Genomic DNA, 17,481 nt, shown 5'->3' on the forward strand with positions numbered 1-17,481 from the left:
TAGTTAATTTCTTACTGGCCAGTATACGTACATAGTAATCCTTCTAATCTAGTGCTACAATGTGAACAAACATAAACTGTACCGGTACAAAAAATATAGGAGGTGTAATGATGTATAAGTATTTACATGTTTTGAACGATCTAGAAAGTATGATTCAAAATGGTGAGATAAAAGAAGGGAAGAAATTACCGTCTATACGTGCGCTTGTTACACAATACGAATGTAATAAGGCGACAATTATACGGGCGCTTCACGAATTAGAAAAACGCCATATTATTTATTCTGTACCTCAAAGTGGATACTACGTTGTTAAAAAATCTGGAAGTTACGTAGAAAGTAACGAGATTATTGATTTCGCTTCTTCAGCACCAGATCCCGATGTTTTTCCATACTTGGATTTTCAGCATTGTATTAATAAAGCGATTGATACATATAAGAATGATTTGTTTATATACGGAACACCGAAAGGATTACCATCCTTAATTTCGGTTGTTCAAAAACAATTAGCAAACTATCAAGTTTTCACGAAGGAAGATAATATATTTATAACGTCAGGTGTGCAACAAGCACTTGCTATATTAACTTCTATACCATTTCCGAATGGACATGGCACAATTCTAATTGAACAACCGAGTTACCATTTATATATAGAATATGTAGAAACAAATAAGATCCCTGTAATCGGAATAAAGCGTACACATGAAGGGATAGATTTAAATGAACTAGAGAAGATATTCCGAACAGAAAAAATTAAATTCTTTTATACAATACCAAGGTTTCATCATCCACTTGGAACGTCGTATTCTAAAAAAGAGAGAGAAAAGATTATTAAACTTGCGAAGAAATATAATGTATTTATAGTGGAAGATGATTATTTAGCAGATTTAGAGACTGATTCAAAAGTAGATCCTTTTTACAGTCAAGATAATTGTAACCATGTTATATATTTGAAAAGTTACTCAAAGATTATTTTTCCAGGTTTACGAGTTGGAGTTGCAGTCATTCCACCATCCATCGCAAATGATTTCCATAAATATAAAAAGATATTAGATATTGATAGTCCGATGATTTCTCAAGCTGCTTTAGAAATTTATATAAAGAGCGGAATGTTTGAACGCCATAAAAGTAAAATTAAATATTCATACTACAATAGATCAATAAAACTAGCAGAAATATTAGAAAAAATGCAAAATGAAAACCCATCTTTGTTTACATATAATAAGCAAAATACATTGGGAATACACACTTGTTTAGAAATGCAAAAAAACATAGTGACGGAAATACTTATAAAAAAATTAAGTGAAAATCAAATAAGTATTGATTCTATTGATAGAAATTATTTAAATGATTTTCATAAAGAAAGGTTGTTGAAGTTAAACGTATCGAATGTAAAGGAAGATAAGATTGAAGAAGGTATTCGCAAAGTAATTGAGGAAGTAACACAATTGGGACGTCTAGATTTTCAATTTAAAAAAGAATAATACGTATAAGGAGGTTTGTTATGAAACGAAAAATAATAGCCTTGTTTGTATGTATTACTATAGTTATTGCAGCACTTGTAATTATTGTAAATAATAAAGAAAGTGACAAATGTATAGCAGTTGCTATGTATTCGAGAGGTGTTATAGTGGATCATAACAATGAACCTATATCTAATGTGAAAATTTATGAAGATTCCATTAAAAGTAAAGAGCGTGCTATTTCAAATCTACAAGGTGAATTTGAAATTATCAATGGCGTGTGTGGTAAAATTACGTTACAATTTGTTACTCCTGATGGAGAAATCTATACGAAAAAATATGATAGTGAGCATATACCAAAAATAATTAAACTTAGTGATAAAAATGAAGGAGAATGATATGAAACCATTACAGGGTAAAGTTGCGGTTGTGGCCGGAGCAACAAGAGGTGCTGGAAGAGGTATTGCGATGATGCTTGGAGAAGCCGGAGCAACTGTATATGTAACAGGAAGAAGTACAAAAGGGAATTTATCCTCGATGGGACGAACAGAAACGATTGATGAAACCGCAGAGCTTGTTACAAAGCAAGGTGGAAGAGGAATCGCAGTTCGTGTTGACCATACGGTAGAAGAAGATATTAAAGCATTATTTGCAAAAATTGAAGATGAACAAAACGGTCAGCTTGATATTTTAGTAAACGATGTTTGGGGTGGTGATCCTTTAACGGAATGGGAGAAACCTTTCTGGGAACACAATCTACATAACGGATTATTAATGCAACAAAGAGCGGTTCATTCTCATATAATGACAAGTCATTACGGCGTACCATTAATGGTGAAAAATAAGAAGGGGCTTGTTATTGAAATTACAGATGGTGTCGACTATCAATACAGAGGAAATTTATACTATAGTTTAGCAAAAATCTCAACAATTCATTTAGCAGAAGCAATGGCGAAAGATTTAGAACAACACAATATTACAGCAATTGCAGTTAGTCCAGGATTCCTTCGTTCAGAAGCGATGTTAGATATATTTGGTGTAACAGAGGAAAATTGGCGAGACGGAGTAAAACAAGATCCTCATTTTATAGCATCAGAAACTCCTTTCTTTGTTGGCAGAGCAATTGCGTCTTTAGCAAGCGATCCAACTGTTCATGAAAAAAATGGACGGGCGCTAAGTTCATGGGAATTAGGAAGGGAGTATGGATTTACAGATATGGATGGAAGAAGACCCGATTGGGGGAAATACTTCGAAGAGAATGTTTTAAATCAAAATTAATATTTTTTAAGAGCACTCATTTGTAGGAGTGCTCTTTTTTATTTAAGAATAAGTATTATAGATTTTCTACAAAAAAAGATGGTAAATAATTCCTGTTCGATGGTATCCTTTAAGTATAGTTTATATATATTATATGGGGGGAAGTATATGGCAGTTCTTGTAGTAGAAAATTTATATCAAATGTCTTTATTACTAATGCTTTTATGCTCATTTTTCTTTTATAGATATTTAAAGAATATAAAACGTGAGAGAAAGCTTACTCTTTTTGAATTTACGATGTATATTATTACTCTATTTACGATTTATACTTGGGCATTCACTTCTATTATTAAATTTTTGTCTAAATCATAATTTACATTGAAACTCTCTATTATAAAGTAGTTACTTTTACCTTCTAGGAATATAAATATAGTCTGTGTCTAAATCAATTACAATATCACTTAAAATATCTTTTAAATAAACTTTTGAAATGAGTTGATAGTTATTTCTAACGCAAAACAAGGCAACAATTTCGTTATAAGATAAATCATCGCGTTTTACGTTTTTATACTTTTTCTTTAAATCAGCAATAGAACAGTTACTTCCAATAACATACTCATTAATTTCATATCCATCAAATTCAATTATCATGTGATCACTGTTGATTGCTAGTCAACGTTATAGCTTTAATTTTGGATGAATCTATTATACATTGTTTGAAGTTTAGTGAGAATATATTTTTGTAAAGTGAGAGGGTAGTAATGGAACAATATAAGTTAGTTTTAGAAGGACCTAAACAATTAAATTGGCAAACTTGTGAAATTAAGTCTATACAGGATGATGAAATTATCATTAAAACAATTGCAGGAGCAATAAGTATTGGGGCAGAGTTACCGCAGTATAAAGAATCGGACATTTCAGATGTTAATCCTGTATATCCGAGAGAAACTGGATATGAAAGTTATGGTGAAGTTATTCAAGTTGGTAATAAAGTAACAAATTTAAACGTAGGCGATAAAGTAGTTTCTTTTTATGGGCATCAAACGATAGGAATAGTTAAGGGACATAAAGTAATTCGAGTACCTAGTTATATAAAGCCTAAAGTTGCCTTATTATCCATTCTGTCATGTGATGCTGCTAAAGGAGTATTAAAATTAAACCTACGACGGGATAAAGTGAAACTTTAATCAGTGGGGGGTTCTTTATTCCCACTGATTATTAGTTGAACCAATCGGGCTTTTACGGGCAGTGGATCCCCCACTTAACTTCTTTGATTTCGCTGGATTTTGAGGTAGGGGTCTTACTGCCCGTTAATGCGGGATAAAAAAGTACTAATAACTGGCATGGGGGTTATGGGTTTACTCACATGTTATTTCTTAAAATATTATGTAGGTGTTGATCATGTGGATGTTGTTGAACCTAATAGAAATAGAAGAGAATTGGCACAGAAATTTGGTGCAAAAAACATATATGATTCAGAAGAGCAAATAATAGAAACATATAGTTACGGTTTTGAATGTTCAGCTACAAATAGCGGATTTCGTACATTGCAAAAAGCCCTTAATAATAATGGTGTAATATGTATACTTTCTGATGGTAATAAAGTTGAACTAACATTAATCGCCGACTTTTATCGGAAAGAATTGCAGATCATTGGGTCAAGTGACGGATATGATTATCAAAAACATGCAGATTGGTTTTTTAGAAAAATAGAACAAACACCGTTTATAGAAGAAATTTTTCAACATGACATAAATTATACCGCACTCGTACAATGTTTTGAGGAATTGGGGCAAGGGATAATTAATCCTTTAAAAGTATACATTTCATATGAATAATGAAAAAACTAACCAAATATTTGTCACATACCTTACATATGTTTCGTCTTAATTATGATATTCAAAATGAGGAGGAACACATATGAAAATTTTTGTAGCAGGTGCAACGGGTGTAATAGGACGTTCTTTATTGCCAATGTTAATAAAAGAGGGGCATACGGTGTGAGCAATGATTCGTAATGAATCGCAAGTAGAAGCAATAAAGAAAGTTGGTGCAATACCAGTAATAGCCGATGTATTTAATCGTCATGCTGTATTTTCTGTATTAGAAGAAACAAATCTCGATGTAGTAATTCATCAATTAACATCATTGTCTACATGGGATTTTGAGGATAATGCATAAATTAGAATCGAAGGTACTCGTAATCTCGTTGACGCAGCTAAAAATGTAGGTGTAAAGAAAATAATTGCTCAAAGTATTTTGTGGGCATATGAACCAGGAGATACGCTTGCATCAGAAACAGATCCTCTAGATTTTTCAGCTTCTATGCCTCGTCAAGTTACGATAAATGGTATTGTTAAATTAGAAGAAATAGTCTCTGAATTAACCGAAGTAGTTATACTTCGGTACGGTACGTTATATGGTCCAGGAACGTGGTATACGGAAAACGGAGTGATTGCGAATCAAGTTCGAAATAACGAAATTGTTGCGACCGATGGGATAAGCTCGTTTATACATGTCGAGGATGCAGCTAAGGCAGCAGTGTTAGCTCTTAATTGGCCCTCAGGTATAGTAAATGTAGTTGATGATTACCCAGCTACTAGTAAAGAGTGGTTACCGATATATGCAACTGCAATTGGGGCACCTAATCCTAAGATTCAAGCGTGGAAGAATAGCTGGGAGAGGGGTGCTTCAAATAATAAAGCACGTAAAGAGTATGGATGGATACCTTTATATCCTTCATGGTCTGAAGGGTTTAAAGATTTGATGAGTATGTGAAACATCATAAAAATCTTTTTATGGGAATACTAGTAACATTCACAATTAAAGGATTGGACCGTAATGAATATACTTTTTGAAAGCTTTATTTTAATCATCACTGGAATTATTTTTTTAAAATTGACAGGTAGTAAATCTGTTAGCCAAATGACGAGAGCTGAAATTATTATTGTTGTTTCTATAGGCCGTATTATTGTAGAACCTATATTAAGTAGGAAAGTAGTCCCATCTATTTTTACTGCGTTTATTTTTGCGAGTGTTTTACTTATCATTCATTTTTTTGAATTGAAATCACGAAAAATAGAAAAGTTTCTAAATGGAACTAGCATTATTGTTATAGAAAACGGGGAGATTTTAAAAAAGAATTTATTACGCGCAAAAATGTCAGAACAACAATTATTTATGCATCTGAGAGAAAAAGGTATACATGAAATCAAGAATTTACAACAAGCAACTGTAGAAACGAACGGACGTATTGGATACAAACTAACTACCACGGCTCAACCGATTACTTTGGAAATGTTAGAAAAGCTATTAGAGCAATACAATCTTAAAAAATAGTTGTAGACTGAAAAACGCTTTCTGTACATAAAGGTATTTTTCGCAAATATGTAAAAGTCCCTTCAGTAATTCTGAAGGGATTTTCGTGCTATCTACTGTATCTATTAATTTAATTTGTGTCTATTAAGATTGGAAGGTATTATTTTTAACGGTCTCATCATATCATGGTCTTCATGCTCTAAGCGATGACAATGCCATACATAATCTCCAGAATAGGGTTCAAACTTCATTATGATTCGAACGGTTTGTTCACCTGCTACTAGCACGGTATCTTTTAAACCAAAATCAGCTGGGAGAGGCTCTAACAAGTTTCCATTCAAATCATGACGATCAAGAACTCGAAAAGTATGTGCTTGTATTTTACCTAGGGTGATAACGATCAATATTATGATTAACAACATTAAAATTCAAAAAATATATAGAATGAATAATTGACAAAAAATGAGAATAGTAGTAACCTAACGTAAAACATACGCTACCGTATTTTATTGGAGAGATGATATGCAATTAACGAGGGAAGACTGGATAAAAGTAGGATTACAACAATTAGCTAATGAAGGAATACATAAAGTTCGCATTGAAGCACTTGCTCGATTGCTAAAAATAAGCAAAGGAAGCTTCTATCACTATTTTCGTGACCATCAAGAACTTTTAGATTCTATGCTTGACTTTTGGGAAGTTCATGCAACAAAGCTGATTGTTCAAAGTATGGAGCAACAGGATTCCTCTTTAGAACAGCTATTACAGATTAGTTTTAATCGAGATAAAAAAATTGAGAATGGTATTTATGCTTGGGCTAAATATGATCCTGTTGTGGCAACACGTTTAGTAGATATAGAAGAACAAAGAATTTCTTGTGTTGCAAAATTGTATCAAAAAATGGGCATAGACGAAACTGAATCAATTGCTCGAGCGAGACTTGCCTATTTAACGTATGTAGGTTGGATGACAAGGTTTGAAGCAAATCCTAATTTTGATATTGATAAAATGGTTGAGCTTTTAACTTCTTTCAGCGGGTGTACAAACATCGACTGAAAGAAGTAAAGCCTCCGAACGCAATTATGCTAAGGCATAATTGATTATTCGATAATTAATGTCCCTAATATGGTTATAAAACCTGAAGGGACAAAATTTTTACTGTAACATACGGTAGTGTATGTTATTTTTGAAGTTACGACATTGGGGGCAAATAAATGAAATTACTATTAACATTAGTAGCTGTAGTGCTTCTGTGTTTTATTAGTTTTTTGCATATTTATTGGGCTTTTGGAGGTCGATGGGGTTCTGCCGCTGTTATCCCAGTAAAAGAGGGAGAACATAAGCCTGCTTTTACTCCGAGAATATGGGGAACATTATTCATAGCCATTCTTATTCTACTAGCTAGTGTCATTATTGTTGTTCAAGCAGATTATTTGCAGGGGTTCCAGGCAAATAGTTTATCTAAAATCGGAAGTATTGTCTGTGCTTTAGTTTTTATTATTAGGGCAATTGGTGATTTTAAGTTTGTTGGATTTTTCAAGAAAATTAAACATTCTCAATTTGCTAAATACGACACTTGGTTCTATAGTCCATTATGTTTATTCTTTGGTTTTGTCTATATCATGTTGTTGTTTTAATAAGTATAATGAATTCTGTATAAAATAAATTTTATACAGGAAGAAAACACCTCTTATTGAACAAGTAGTAATAAAAAGAAGTTTGAGCATAGCAATAGAGCAATACGGGTTCTGTTGACAGCGAAGTCCGCTATGATAAGTCATTTGTGGTTAAAAAGAGGATAGATAGAGCGAATTTATTCAAGCTCTTCTATCCTTTTAATTTCTATACATATAATGTATGACATTATATAAGAATTCACTATTAATAATAGGTCCAGCTAATATCTTGATTTTTAATAAAATTTAAAAGTGTTGGTTTTTTATTGGGTAAATAAGAGGTTAGTTGTTGTTTTGGAGTTTAAATCATTGATTTAAACTTGGTAATTGTATCATATAATCTTTCTAATCCAATCAACATATCTTTTTCATTTAACATTGAATAACTAATTCGCAAATGATTATATTGAGTTTCATGGTTTAACAGACAAGCTGTGCCGGGTAAAAAAGAAACATCTACTTCATTCGCTTTTTGTAATAATGTAAAAGGATCGATTGACTGAGGGAGTGTAACCCATAAGTTAAATCCTCCATTAGGTACTATAAATTCTAATTCTTTTAATGGAGATAATATATCAATTGTTAAATCGCGTCTAATTTGTAAAGCAGTACGTAATTTTTCTAAATGATTTTTCATTCGTTCCGCTCGTAAAAAAGGAAGTAGTGCTTTTTGTGTCAATAAGGGGCTACCTATATCCATCGAAGCTTTCACGGCATATAACCATTCAAAAATAGGACCCTCAGCTGCAAGCGCCGCGATGCGCAGACCTGGTGCTAATGTTTTACTAAATCCTTTTAAATATATAACGTGACCATTTGTATCAAAGCTTTTTATTGGAGGGGGAATTTTAAAATCCTCAAAATATATCTCTCCGAAAGAATCATCCTCTAAAATGAAAAATTGATAAAGCTCTGCTAGTTCTACAAGCTCCATTCTTCTTCCTTTGCTCATTACTGTGCCCGTTGGATTCTGAAAAGTAGGATTCACATATAACAAAACAGGATTCTTTCTTTGACAAATATCATCGATTAAGTCTGAGCGAATGCCGTTGTTATCAAGACTAACAGGGATAATTTGAACTCCTTTATTAATAAATACATCAAGCGCCGCTCCATAACATGGACTTTCTACTAACACTATGTCTCCAGGCTTTAATAACGTTTGGGCGATTAAATCAATTCCTTGCTGGGCACCGCTTGTAATTAATAATTGAGATGGATCTGTAACTACTTTTTGGTGTTCTTTTAAGTAGTTTGTTATTTCCACTCTAAGTTCTTTATCACCTTGAACAGGTCCGTATGTTGCCAGTATCATTTGATCCTTATTAAGTAATTTGTGCATTTCATCTGAAAGAAACGGATTTGGTAGTAAACGTGGATAAAGGACCGCCTGTGAAAAATCGAAATATTTACGGTGTTGGTTCATTACATATTGAGAACGCATAACATTAATGGATTTCGTTTTTTGCCATTGATACGGAATTGGTTTGAAATCTTTATTTACACGTTTATGTATATAGGTACCTTTTCCTTGCTCAATGCGTATATATTCTTTCGTTTCTAACTGCTTATACGCTTTACGAACAGTTAATAAACTAATTTGTAAATCATCGGCCATAGAACGTAAGGAAGGGAGGTAATCGCCATGTGAAAGCATCCCGCTTTGAATTCTCTCAACGATTTGCATATATATTTGTTGGTAATATGGTATGTTGGATTCTTTACGCAGTACTATCTTCATAGAATCACCTGTTTTTCTTTTTAATTTAATTAAAGCGAAAAACATTCTGGCAATCAACTATATTTTTATTCCACTGTTATATGCGTTGATACACTGTTATACACCATATCCTCTATACTCGTTTCAAGAGTAAAAAGGAGGAAGCAAAATGGTCATTTTAAATTATATTTTAGTATGTATTATTTTTGGAACGACATTTTTAACGATAAAAATTGGAATAGAAGCGGGCGCACCACCATTATTTTCAGCTGGAATTCGTTTCTTTTTGGCGGGCCTTATTCTCATTATTATTTTTAAATTAAAGCGAAAGGATATTATGCCTTACTTAATATCGAAACGTATTATATATGCTGGTTTTTGTTTAACATTTATGACATTCGCGACCCTTTACTGGGCTGAACAATATATTTCTTCTGGATTAGCTGCAGTTCTATCTGCTACGGGTCCAATGATGATCTTGCTATTGCAATCAAAGAGAAATAAAACAAAATTGCAAAAAGAACAACTTGTCGCTTTAGTGATAGCACTCCTTGGTGTTTTTTGCATTTCTTTACCTGGAATGCATCAAGAACTTACATTAATATGGAGTATCGCTTGTCTTGTTATATTAGTAGGAGAGTTGTTTTATGGAATAGGTTCTATTCGTTCTAAAGAGATACTTTCAGATTTACCTAACGTATCACCATTTCTCATTAACGGCATTCAAATGTTTTATGGAGGAGTTTTGTTGTTAATTGTATCTATCGTAATGGAACATCCTAATCTAACAATCTTAACATCTTGGAATGTACAATGGCCAATTTTATATCTTATATTTGTAGGATCTATCGGTGGACACGGTTTATATTACTGGCTTTTATCAAAAACAAATCCTGTATTTCCATCAACGTGGTTATATGTATCTCCGTTAATCGCTGTTATTGTAGGTTATTTTGTATTAGGAGAACCATTAAATCCTACAATGGGAATTGGTGCTGGTTTAATCTTGATTGGTGTATTTTTAGCAAATCGTACTACGCTTGGAGTTTATTTTAAGCAGGGTAAGTTATTGAAGAAAGAGATTTAAATAGAAATTATCGGAGCATTTTAAAACAGAGAGCTAAATGAATAGCTCTCTGTTTTTTTATTCTGAAAGAAAAACATGATACGGAATCAATTAAAATCGATTTAGTAGGCACTTTAAAATGTATAATAATTCAACTCGCAAGCCCTCTCGATAAAGTTAAATAACTCCTTATTCAATATAAAAAGCGAGAAGCATCAATGTTTATATTTTTAATTATTCACAAAAACCAAAAAGAATGTTATGGTTTGTAGAAAATGAGGAATGGGTGGAAATATGGCGGATCATAATGTTGACATATTTAATGATAAATACGAATATATTGGGATTTCTAATAAGCGACTTGCCCATCTAGAAGGATTATGGCATAGAGTTTTTACATGTATTGTAATTAACTCAGATGAAAAAACTATGATTCTACAAAGTAAAGTGCCAAATCAGTATTCCTTTGAAAGAGAAGATTATTTAGATATTAGTGTCGGTGGGCATTATAAAGCTGGTGAACGTATCCAAGACGGAATTAGAGAATTAAAAGAAGAGATTGGAATAGATGTAGACTTCGAGGAACTAATTGAAATTGGTATTAGACAAACATCGAAAACTATTTCTGCAGACTACATTAGTAATGAATTTCAACATCTCTTTTTATATGATAGTAATAGACAACTTACACAATATAAGCCTGATAATAAAGAAGTTAAAGAGTTGGTTGAAGTGCCAATATATCAAGGGATAGATTTACTGTTAGGTAAAATAGAATACTTAGAAGTGAAAACCTTTGGGATAAAAGATGGTAATAGAGTTGTTAGTCACAAAGTAATTACATTAAAAGATTTTGTACCAGATTATCTAACTATTGATAAATTCATGATGAGACTCTTTATAACAGCTAAGAGATATATTGAAGGTGAGAAAAAGGAGTTCCTTTTTTGGTAGTAAAGATAAAAATAGAATATTATAGAATAAAAAACACTAGATCTTTAAGATCTAGTGTTTTTTTATTAGTTTACTTTCTTTATAAAGCCTTTATAATGACGCTTCACAAGCTGGCTTTCAAGCGTCTTCATTGTTTCTAATGCTACACCTACAATGATTAGTAAGCTTGTACCACCGATTTGAGCAGAAGGTGGTAATGTAGCAATTTTCGTGAATACAAGCGGTAATATTGAAATTGCGCCTAAGAAAATGGCACCGATAAATGTTAAACGATATAAAATTTTTGTTACATATTGTTCAGTTGATTTACCTGGGCGAATACCAGGAACGTATCCGTTTTGTTTCTTTAAGTTATCGGCCATTTGTTCAGGATTTACTTGAACGAATGCGTAGAAATATGTGAAGGCAACGATAAGACCCACATATAGTGTCATTCCAAATGGATGTGCAAAACCAAGATTCGCAATTATCCATTTAGATACGCTTGAATCAGGGAAGAGCTGCGCAATTGTACGCGGCGTCATTAAAAAGGCTGAAGCAAAGATAACAGGAATTACACCTGCACTATTTACTTTAAGAGGTAAATGAGTATTTTTTGCTCCTTGATATTGATTGTTTCCTGAAACAGCTTTTGCATATTGAATCGGTATTTTTCGAACAGCTTGTTGAATGTAAATAACACCAACAACAATCGCTAAAATAACGAGTCCAATTAAGACCATTTTTATAATGTGCATAAATAACTGATCGCCTGCGTTTTGGAATTGTTGCAAATAAATTTGATTAGCGACATTCGGAATCGCCGCAACAAGTCCTGCGAAGATAATCATTGAGATTCCATTACCAACGCCATTAGCGGTAATTTGTTCACCTAACCAAAGTAAAAATGCAGTACCAGCAGTTAAAACTGTCGCAATAAATAAGTATGTAGTCCAGCTTTGATCTGTAATTAATTGTCCACCTGCTATATTATTAAAACCATAAGACATCCCAATGGATTGTATGAATGCGAGAATGATCGTAAAGTATCGAGTAAATTGAGCTGATTTCTTACGGCCCATTTCTCCTTGCTTTGCCCATTCTGTAAATTTAGGTACAACGTCCATTTGTAGTAATTGTACAATGATAGAAGCTGTAATATATGGTGTGATACCTACAGCAAAGATTGAGAAGTGTTGCAGTGCTCCTCCGCCAAATACGTTTAGCATACCTAAAACGTTGGCTTGATCTTGTACTTTTAATACCTCTGCGTTAGTATGAGGAACTGGAATAAACGTGCCAATTCGAAAAACAATTAGCATCGCTAGTGTAAAAAGAATTTTGTTTCTTATCTCAGCTACTCTCATGAAATTTGAAATCGTACGAAACATTATGTCGCCTCCTATATTTTTATCAGTTCAAAACTGATTATTATATCTCGATGAAGTAACCACAAACCTCCTTCCGCATTAAATTCATTTGACAAATGGAATTTTATACATTTTGTAGTTTTCACGGATATAAAAATATAAGGTGTTATACAAGCGATTTATTGATTTTTCGTAATTATTCAATACCCATAATATAACTAATAAATTAACAAATGTACATACATAAGCATTAAAAATGAATGAATAGGATGATTTTTTACATATATTTAATGCTAGATTGATAATTAGGAACGTTTTATGTAGTTATATTGAAGGGATTCCATGGAAAGTATTATGATGTAGCTGTAGCGCATAATAACCTCAAGGAAATCTTCAAGGATGTTGAGAGAACTCATACGTTTCAGCATGAATTAGAGAACCTACTAAAGAAAGAGAAGATTGGATTGGAATAATAGTGAAGGGAAATCTTTTTTCCATAGAGAATATTTCTAGCGTAGGAATCTAAGTATGTAGGTTCTAATGAAAGGAGAATTCACATGAATCCATTTGTAAATGACAAGTTTTATGAAACTAGAAATCAATTATTTGAGGAAATTACTTTGTTAAGTGATGCTCAATTTAATAGGAAACCAGATAAGGATAAATGGAGTATAGCACAAGTTTGTCATCACTTAGTTTTATTAGATGAGAGAGTTATAACAGTTATTTCATCGGGATTAAAAAAGATGGATAGTATCTTAAATGAGCGTAAAGAAATTCACACTATTTTATTAGATAGATCGATAAAATTTATAGCCCCAGAAATGATTGAACCAAGTATAGAACCATTTGAAGTGCAGCAAATGGTTGATTTGTTAAACGACTCTAGAAAAGAATTGATGCGTTTCCTGAGTACAATAGAAGATGAATCTATATTAGCGAAAAAATCAGTAACGCATCCAGCTCTTGGAGAATTACTTCTTGACCAGTGGATAGAACTGATCTATTTGCATGAACAGCGTCATATAGAACAAATTAAAGAGATAAAATTGCTTTGTGGAGTTGAAAAATAAACATCATTATCTATTTTTTGAGCGATTTGTAATAGCATCAAGGTTTCGAGTGATAAAATAGAAATCCTGATTAAAATTATGATGAATTTAGTTGAAAGCAACCAATAAGCTGAAGAAATTACGAAACTAGCAGATCTTACTCCTGAAGAGGAAACGAACATTCGAAAAAAATCTGAATCCGATTTGCTGTATAAGTGTAACCCCGTCTTAAATGAAGAGCGAGGTTATTATTTTTGGAAGTGATCTCAGCATTTTTATTTAGAAGGAAATAAATTGGCAATGAAATCCGAAAATGTAATAAGCATTACAGATTTCGCGATGCGTGAAATCCCATATCGGACTTTAGTCCGCCTTTAGGCATGGGATGAAAGTATCGCTTTTTCATAGAAAAACATTTGTTTTTTGGATATACTTTAACTATAGACAAGTACAAGTCTTTAAAACGCCTATGTGTTCCTTGAAAACAAGATAGCATATGGAGTTCGATAGACTAATTCACGCTATCGGTAAAATGATATGTGTCGTCAAGAACAAGACGCTAAAACATGTGAACACGCAACTATCTGTACGGTATGGTCATAGTACCGTAGCTCACGAACCTATATGGTCTGTCGTGAGAGTGGTGATGGCACACCGCAATCTTGCACGTCAGCGATACCAGAAATGGACTTCGCCTTTGGTGGCAAGAATCCCACTGACGCTAGTCAGCTTGCCCCTTTAGGGGTGGGAGTGCATGCCCATCAACTTAAAAATGAAAACAAAGTGTACTTTCATTTTGTGGAGGTAAAGCATTCCTAAAATAGAAGCATACTCTTAATAATATGCATACCAAATAAACCCTAACGGGTTTCCTTTTTTAAATTATGCAACTTTCTTTTGTTTTTTCAACCCATTATACTCATAAACAACACCCATAATATCAAAAACAGTCTTTTTCTCATATCGATGAGATTTTCTTCCGTTCTTCTATAGGAGGTGGAACAGGCTGATTAGGATCTTTGTTATTTCTTGGATGTTTTGTTGTATGGCTTGATACAAACTCGATAAGTGGTCTTGAATCATTCCAATTGCTTTATATTCACTTAATTCTTGTTTCTTCTTTTGTAAAATTAATTGTCGCATCTTAAACATAGTAGAAGAACATAGAAAAATGGCAATGAGTTTTCCATAAACATGGCATTCTAATCGCTCTTGTTTAATATGTTGCCAATGATGAATTTGAAATAAGGATTTCCAAGTTTTAAAAATGATTTCAATTTGCCAGCGGAGAGAGTAAAAATTATGGATTTGTTCCATCGGAGCAATATCCCAAGGTGTATTGGTAACATATAGGTTCATGCCAGCTAATCGTTTGCTTTTTTCCGAATATGTAATCCCTTTTTTACTTTCTGTGTACACTTGTTTTTTCATACGCTCACGAAGTTGTTTTTCTGTTAATCGATACATAATCACCCGAGTGAATAGTTTTTTATCCTTTCCAATATAAGCTTCTTTTATTTCATAGGACTGTCCTGGTTTTAAGGTATCCATGATGTGCTCTAAATCAACTTTGATGTACTGAGATTGTTTTTTTATTGTTCCGTTTCGAAAGTATTCAGGAAATTCATTTTTGACATATACCCTATTGTTTAATTTGAGTCGCGATATATAGTACACACCACGTTGATCCATTTGATCTAAATCATCCAGTGAATAAAATCCCGAATACATAGGTCACCAGGGCGTAATGTTGATAAACACTCTGTTCCAAAGATTTTATCATTATTTTTCCCTGGTTCCACTTGGAAATTTAAAAACTGACCACTATGTAAATCATATTCTAACTGGATTTTTATACCCGCTGTTTGTGCACAACCACCTGATCCAGGATATACATTGGCCAAGTGTTTTGGTACGTGAAAAATGGTTGCATCTAAAATACGAATTCGCTGAAAATAGGTAAGTGAAGCACTTGGAATTGCTGACTTTCCACAAACTTTATTTTTTAATAATGTGGAGAAAATATGTTTCAAAAAGAACACTGCCTTTTTATTAAAGCGCTTATTTAGTCCTTCAGGACTCATAAGAGTTCCTGTTGATGCATGTAGCTGACTACACAATCGGACTAATGAATCACTCGCTACTCGTTGACTAATCCAGACACATATAGTAGCTAAATCATACCCTGAAAATTTACGTTTTCGTTTTACAAAACCTAGCTCTCTAGCGAGATTTTCCAAAAATGAAGGGGTAAGATGTTCATATAATTCTTCAGCGAATAATTGTAATTCGTCAGAAATTGATAGATACATACAAAAACGCCATCCTTTCCTATGATTCTACAGAAAGAATAGCGTATTTTTTGGTTCTGGTGCAAAGGTAGTGGAAAAGAAAATATAACATATATATTTCTAGCATAATGGTAGGATAATCCTGGTTCCTCATCATTTCTACTAAATCACGAAAAATTAAGTTGTACCGTACCAACGTACAGTTAACAAAATAATATCTTGCTGATAATGCTTCCATTTGAACAAATTTTCCTTTTCCATACCGATCACACATCTTTTGTAGAGTAATAGTATCAGCATATCCCAGTTTAAGAGGTTACTTACAAAATATTTAGAATTTTTTTGCGAGAATCCTCCGAAATGTAATACGGACTTTAAATACTTTCATTTATAATTCTCTATTTGTCTATACTTTTCATATCGCTGTTGTATAAGCTCTTCCGAGGATAATAGTATCAATTTTTTTAGAGATGATTCGATTACAGATTCAATCATTTTTGCCTGTGATTTTATATCATTTTGTGCTCCACCTTTAATTTCAGGAATGATTTCATCAATAATTCCTAAATGTTTTAAATCTTTTGCTGAAATTTTCATATGTTCAGCAGCTTCTGGAGCATACTTAGCGTCCTTCCATAGGATAGATGCTGCTCCTTCTGGCGAAATTACCGAGTACCATGAATACTCTAACATATGGATATGGTTACCGACACTAATGCCAAGAGCTCCACCACTTGATGCCTCTCCAATTACAATACAAACAATTGGCACTTTAAGTGTAGCCATTTCAAATAGATTTCGAGCTATCGCTTCAGAAATTCCACGTTCTTCAGACCCTTTCCCTGGATAGGCGCCTATTGTATCAATAAATGTAATAATAGGGCGATTAAATTTATCAGCTTGTTTCATAAGTCTTAGCGCTTTTCTATAACCTTCTGGATGTGCCATTCCAAAATTTCTTTCTATACTTTCCTTTGTATTTCTACCTCTTTGATGACCAATAACCGTAACGGGCATCCCTTTAAATTTTGCAATACCACCTATCATTGCTTTATCATCACCATATAATCGATCACCATGAAGTTCGAGAAAGTTTGTAAACAATAAAGGTATATAGTCCAATGTCGTGGGCCGGTTACGTAGCCTTGCAATTTGAACTCGTTGAAAAGATGTAATATTAGAATAAATTTTATCTTGCATTTTATTTAAACGTTTTTCTAATACATGAATTTCTGACGATAAATCTACATTATTTTCTTTCATAATTTTCTTTAATTCATCAAATTTCTCTTTTAATTCAATAATAGGACGTTCAAAATCCAAGCTCATTTTATCCTC

At 32.9% G+C, this 17,481-nt stretch carries 14 protein-coding genes and 6 pseudogenes; 13 read left to right on the forward strand and 7 right to left on the reverse strand.

What is annotated here, in order from left to right; translation table 11 throughout:
- Positions 1 to 110: 110 nt before the first annotated feature.
- The 4 genes from ACP6L7_RS11450 to ACP6L7_RS11465 all read left to right on the forward strand — a co-directional run bounded on the left by ACP6L7_RS11450 (position 111) and on the right by ACP6L7_RS11465 (position 3,089).
- Positions 111 to 1,481, forward strand: coding sequence for an aminotransferase-like domain-containing protein (locus ACP6L7_RS11450; protein ID WP_097829230.1), 1,371 nt, complete (start codon positions 111 to 113; stop codon positions 1,479 to 1,481).
- 20 nt (positions 1,482 to 1,501) lie between these two features.
- Positions 1,502 to 1,858, forward strand: a complete 357-nt coding sequence (locus tag ACP6L7_RS11455; protein WP_097829231.1) for a serine/threonine protein kinase — start codon at positions 1,502 to 1,504, stop codon at positions 1,856 to 1,858.
- A 1-nt stretch (position 1,859) separates the two neighbouring features.
- The gene (locus ACP6L7_RS11460; RefSeq protein WP_097829232.1) at positions 1,860 to 2,738 is read left to right on the forward strand and encodes an SDR family oxidoreductase; all 879 of its coding nucleotides are present in this window, start codon (positions 1,860 to 1,862) and stop codon (positions 2,736 to 2,738) included.
- A gap of 147 nt (positions 2,739 to 2,885) precedes the next feature.
- The gene (locus ACP6L7_RS11465) at positions 2,886 to 3,089 is read left to right on the forward strand and encodes a hypothetical protein (RefSeq protein WP_071772571.1); all 204 of its coding nucleotides are present in this window, start codon (positions 2,886 to 2,888) and stop codon (positions 3,087 to 3,089) included.
- 36 nt (positions 3,090 to 3,125) lie between these two features.
- On the opposite strand, the gene ACP6L7_RS11470 is transcribed toward ACP6L7_RS11465, so the two are convergent.
- Positions 3,126 to 3,368 carry a hypothetical protein gene (locus ACP6L7_RS11470; protein WP_097829233.1) on the reverse strand — a complete coding sequence of 81 codons (243 nt, stop codon included), beginning with the start codon at positions 3,366 to 3,368 and terminating at the stop codon, positions 3,126 to 3,128.
- Positions 3,369 to 3,478: 110 nt separating this feature from the next.
- Between ACP6L7_RS11470 and ACP6L7_RS11475 the strand changes: the two are divergent.
- The 4 genes and pseudogenes from ACP6L7_RS11475 to ACP6L7_RS11490 form a co-directional block, all read left to right on the forward strand.
- A pseudogene (locus ACP6L7_RS11475) lies at positions 3,479 to 3,889 on the forward strand (alcohol dehydrogenase catalytic domain-containing protein); the annotation flags it as partial.
- A 150-nt stretch (positions 3,890 to 4,039) separates the two neighbouring features.
- Positions 4,040 to 4,555: pseudogene (locus ACP6L7_RS11480) on the forward strand (zinc-binding dehydrogenase); the annotation flags it as partial.
- An 82-nt stretch (positions 4,556 to 4,637) separates the two neighbouring features.
- A pseudogene (locus tag ACP6L7_RS11485) lies at positions 4,638 to 5,495 on the forward strand (NAD-dependent epimerase/dehydratase family protein).
- Between the two features lie 63 nt (positions 5,496 to 5,558).
- Positions 5,559 to 6,056 carry a DUF421 domain-containing protein gene (locus ACP6L7_RS11490; RefSeq protein ID WP_097829234.1) on the forward strand — a complete coding sequence of 166 codons (498 nt, stop codon included), beginning with the start codon at positions 5,559 to 5,561 and terminating at the stop codon, positions 6,054 to 6,056.
- A 104-nt stretch (positions 6,057 to 6,160) separates the two neighbouring features.
- Here ACP6L7_RS11490 and ACP6L7_RS11495 read toward each other — a convergent pair.
- Positions 6,161 to 6,403, reverse strand: a pseudogene (locus tag ACP6L7_RS11495) (multicopper oxidase domain-containing protein); the annotation flags it as partial.
- Between the two features lie 154 nt (positions 6,404 to 6,557).
- On the opposite strand from ACP6L7_RS11495, the gene ACP6L7_RS11500 reads away from it, so the two are divergent.
- Positions 6,558 to 7,091 carry a TetR/AcrR family transcriptional regulator gene (locus tag ACP6L7_RS11500; RefSeq protein WP_097829235.1) on the forward strand — a complete coding sequence of 178 codons (534 nt, stop codon included), beginning with the start codon at positions 6,558 to 6,560 and terminating at the stop codon, positions 7,089 to 7,091.
- 158 nt (positions 7,092 to 7,249) lie between these two features.
- On the forward strand, positions 7,250 to 7,672 hold the full coding sequence (locus tag ACP6L7_RS11505) for a DUF3995 domain-containing protein (protein ID WP_097829236.1): 423 nt from the start codon (positions 7,250 to 7,252) through the stop codon (positions 7,670 to 7,672).
- Positions 7,673 to 8,012: 340 nt separating this feature from the next.
- Here ACP6L7_RS11505 and pdxR read toward each other — a convergent pair whose 3' ends face one another.
- On the reverse strand, positions 8,013 to 9,452 hold the full coding sequence (gene pdxR / locus ACP6L7_RS11510) for a MocR-like pyridoxine biosynthesis transcription factor PdxR (protein ID WP_097829490.1): 1,440 nt from the start codon (positions 9,450 to 9,452) through the stop codon (positions 8,013 to 8,015).
- A 148-nt stretch (positions 9,453 to 9,600) separates the two neighbouring features.
- On the opposite strand from pdxR, the gene ACP6L7_RS11515 reads away from it, so the two are divergent.
- Together ACP6L7_RS11515 and ACP6L7_RS11520 are read left to right on the forward strand one after the other, a co-directional pair.
- A complete protein-coding gene (locus tag ACP6L7_RS11515; RefSeq protein WP_097829237.1) occupies positions 9,601 to 10,518 on the forward strand; it encodes a DMT family transporter in 918 nt (305 codons plus the stop codon).
- 273 nt (positions 10,519 to 10,791) lie between these two features.
- Positions 10,792 to 11,451, forward strand: coding sequence for an NUDIX hydrolase (locus ACP6L7_RS11520; protein ID WP_097829238.1), 660 nt, complete (start codon positions 10,792 to 10,794; stop codon positions 11,449 to 11,451).
- 65 nt (positions 11,452 to 11,516) lie between these two features.
- Here ACP6L7_RS11520 and secY read toward each other — a convergent pair whose 3' ends face one another.
- Positions 11,517 to 12,821 (reverse strand): preprotein translocase subunit SecY, encoded by a 1,305-nt coding sequence (secY, locus tag ACP6L7_RS11525; RefSeq protein WP_430529235.1) that lies wholly within the window; start codon positions 12,819 to 12,821, stop codon positions 11,517 to 11,519.
- Positions 12,822 to 13,357: 536 nt separating this feature from the next.
- Between secY and ACP6L7_RS11530 the strand changes: the two genes are divergently transcribed.
- Positions 13,358 to 13,873 (forward strand): DinB family protein, encoded by a 516-nt coding sequence (locus tag ACP6L7_RS11530; protein WP_097829239.1) that lies wholly within the window; start codon positions 13,358 to 13,360, stop codon positions 13,871 to 13,873.
- Between the two features lie 861 nt (positions 13,874 to 14,734).
- On the opposite strand, the pseudogene ACP6L7_RS11535 reads toward ACP6L7_RS11530, so the two are convergent.
- From ACP6L7_RS11535 to ACP6L7_RS11545, 3 genes and pseudogenes are all read right to left on the reverse strand, one after another.
- A pseudogene (locus tag ACP6L7_RS11535) lies at positions 14,735 to 16,164 on the reverse strand (IS4 family transposase).
- A gap of 121 nt (positions 16,165 to 16,285) precedes the next feature.
- Positions 16,286 to 16,404: pseudogene (locus ACP6L7_RS11540) on the reverse strand (IS6 family transposase); the annotation flags it as partial.
- A 123-nt stretch (positions 16,405 to 16,527) separates the two neighbouring features.
- Complete coding sequence (locus ACP6L7_RS11545; protein ID WP_064470405.1) at positions 16,528 to 17,472, reverse strand: acetyl-CoA carboxylase carboxyltransferase subunit alpha; 945 nt, start codon at positions 17,470 to 17,472, stop codon at positions 16,528 to 16,530.
- Positions 17,473 to 17,481: the final 9 nt, after the last annotated feature.

The organism is Bacillus silvicola, from assembly GCF_050524305.1.
Classification (GTDB): domain Bacteria; phylum Bacillota; class Bacilli; order Bacillales; family Bacillaceae_G; genus Bacillus_A; species Bacillus_A cereus_AT.

Bases quoted from the DNA above. Each gene is read 5' to 3' on its own strand.
- ACP6L7_RS11450 (WP_097829230.1), top strand. From the start codon at position 111: ATGTATAAGTATTTACATGTTTTGAACGATCTAGAAAGTATGATTCAA.
- ACP6L7_RS11455 (WP_097829231.1), top strand. From the start codon at position 1,502: ATGAAACGAAAAATAATAGCCTTGTTTGTATGTATTACTATAGTTATT.
- ACP6L7_RS11460 (WP_097829232.1), top strand. From the start codon at position 1,860: ATGAAACCATTACAGGGTAAAGTTGCGGTTGTGGCCGGAGCAACAAGA.
- ACP6L7_RS11465 (WP_071772571.1), top strand. From the start codon at position 2,886: ATGGCAGTTCTTGTAGTAGAAAATTTATATCAAATGTCTTTATTACTA.
- ACP6L7_RS11470 (WP_097829233.1), bottom strand. From the start codon at position 3,368: ATGATAATTGAATTTGATGGATATGAAATTAATGAGTATGTTATTGGA.
- ACP6L7_RS11490 (WP_097829234.1), top strand. From the start codon at position 5,559: ATGAATATACTTTTTGAAAGCTTTATTTTAATCATCACTGGAATTATT.
- ACP6L7_RS11500 (WP_097829235.1), top strand. From the start codon at position 6,558: ATGCAATTAACGAGGGAAGACTGGATAAAAGTAGGATTACAACAATTA.
- ACP6L7_RS11505 (WP_097829236.1), top strand. From the start codon at position 7,250: ATGAAATTACTATTAACATTAGTAGCTGTAGTGCTTCTGTGTTTTATT.
- pdxR (WP_097829490.1), bottom strand. From the start codon at position 9,452: ATGAAGATAGTACTGCGTAAAGAATCCAACATACCATATTACCAACAA.
- ACP6L7_RS11515 (WP_097829237.1), top strand. From the start codon at position 9,601: ATGGTCATTTTAAATTATATTTTAGTATGTATTATTTTTGGAACGACA.
- ACP6L7_RS11520 (WP_097829238.1), top strand. From the start codon at position 10,792: ATGGCGGATCATAATGTTGACATATTTAATGATAAATACGAATATATT.
- secY (WP_430529235.1), bottom strand. From the start codon at position 12,821: ATGTTTCGTACGATTTCAAATTTCATGAGAGTAGCTGAGATAAGAAAC.
- ACP6L7_RS11530 (WP_097829239.1), top strand. From the start codon at position 13,358: ATGAATCCATTTGTAAATGACAAGTTTTATGAAACTAGAAATCAATTA.
- ACP6L7_RS11545 (WP_064470405.1), bottom strand. From the start codon at position 17,472: ATGAGCTTGGATTTTGAACGTCCTATTATTGAATTAAAAGAGAAATTT.